The organism is Paenibacillus sp. P4_A7 (genome assembly GCF_056402455.1).
The window spans coordinates 1-1787 of the sequence record NZ_JBFUHJ010000709.1 but is presented as its reverse complement, the minus strand read 5'-3'; the positions used below and the strand labels follow the sequence as shown (position 1 = coordinate 1787).

Here is a 1787-nt window from a genome sequence, read left to right as displayed (position 1 = left end):
CCTGCACAGTGGTTGGTACCTGGTTATTTGGATCAAGAAGATCCGGAAAAAGTGGCAGCTATTATGGATTTTCTAATGTTTCTTGGCAGTCCTAATAATATGACACGAATTTCGGCAGAAGGCTTAACTATTCCGAACATTCTTGGGGCGATAACACCACCGGGTCAGGAACCTTTTATAAACGATATCCCACTTACAATTATGCAGGGCTATCATGCGCTTCTTGATGCACCGTTCAAGGATAAAATGAAAGCAGCGATACAGCTTTATCTTAACGGAGATTGGACCATCGATAAGTTTACAGATGAAGTCATGAGTTATTATAAGGAAGCGGCTGACCGCATGGCAGAAGCTAATCCCGACTGGTTGAAATAGGCCAGTATAAATGATGGGGGCTTCTATACGGAAGTCCCTTTATTAATTATGCAGAATGGAAGATGAGACATGCCGTATTCGGATGTAAAATCACTTCAGGTTAGCAGAAATCAGCAAGTGAATTACAAGAAAAGGAAGCAGTATAAGGTTAATATTAAAGCTTATTTATTTCTACTTCCCACGATTCTACTGATCATGACCTTCAGTTATTATCCAGCGCTTTCCGCATTTTACTATTCTTTAACGAATTGGGATGGTTTTTTGCCAGCGAAGTTTATCGGTTTCAAAAATTTTGAAATCATTTTTACTTCGGAAGAATTTCGTCGAGCATTTCTTAATTTATTTTGGTTCTCTTTATTTAATGTGATCACTTCTCTCTCAGTGCCTCTTATAGTTGCTTTGCTTATCTATAAAGTCAAACATACAAAGCTACAGAATATATACCGATTATTGTTTGTATTTCCACTGGTAGTACCGGGTATGGTTACGATTTTGCTATGGCAGTTTATATTAAATCCGGATGTTGGTTTGTTAAATGCCTTTCTCGCTGCCCTAGGCGTCCCCGAAGACCAACTGCCATTATGGCTGGCAAGCATGAAACTGGCACTCCCATCACTCTTGTTAGTTGGGTTTCCGTGGATATCGGGTGTTTCTGTATTGATCTATTTGGCTGGTTTCCAGAGTATACCGGTTTCCTTACGAGAGGCGGCAATCGTAGATGGAGCAAATGGAATAACATTGTTTTTTCGAATAGAGCTGCCACTAATTATGTCGCAAATCAAGCTGATTATGATTTTATCCGTTATTTCGGTGCTACAAACTTTTAGTTTACAGCTTGTGCTGACCAACGGGGGACCGGCCAATACGACCACTGTTCCAGGTTATATCATGTATCGTGAAGCGGTGATCAACAGTCAGCTTGGATTCGCCTGTGCGATAGGTGTCGTGTTATTTATCATGATTTTCACCCTCACGGTGATCAATAATAAATTTCTGAAATCGTCCACGGAGTTCGATCAGAATTAAGAAAGGGAAGAAATCATGAATAAGTTGACTTATAGCTCCGGCTTTAAACATATCATTTTGGCTGCCCTTGGAATTCTGACGTTCATTCCGTTTATCATGCTGGTGTTGATCTCCTTTAAGGACGCAAATCAGTTTATGAACCACCGCTGGACTCTCACTCTTCCACTGCATTTAGAAAACTACACCGAGGCTTGGCATCAGATTCAGAGATTTATCTTAAATAGTTTTATCATTAGCGGTGTAACTGTCGTTGGCGTGATTATCGTTTCATGTTTAGCTGCTTATCCACTAGCCCGAATGCGTTTTTTCCTCAAGGAGCAGATTTACTTTTTGATTATTACATTATTGATGATCCCAAGTGTTCTAACATTAGTGCCGCTTTTTGG

General features: G+C 40.1%; 3 protein-coding genes. All 3 read left to right on the top strand.

The window, feature by feature from the left end; translation table 11 throughout:
- The coding region (locus AC1DWN_RS33250; protein ID WP_477563104.1) for a hypothetical protein at positions 1 to 375 on the top strand (375 nt) is incomplete at its 5' end.
- Positions 376 to 444: 69 nt separating this feature from the next.
- A complete protein-coding gene (locus tag AC1DWN_RS33245; protein ID WP_477563103.1) occupies positions 445 to 1401 on the top strand; it encodes a carbohydrate ABC transporter permease in 957 nt (318 codons plus the stop codon).
- 15 nt (positions 1402 to 1416) lie between these two features.
- Positions 1417 to 1787 (top strand): ABC transporter permease family protein (locus AC1DWN_RS33240; RefSeq protein ID WP_477563102.1); only part of this gene is annotated, 371 nt, incomplete at its 3' end.

Excerpts from the sequence above, each read along its gene's own strand:
- AC1DWN_RS33245 (WP_477563103.1), top strand. The coding sequence starts at position 445 with ATGCCGTATTCGGATGTAAAATCACTTCAGGTTAGCAGAAATCAGCAA.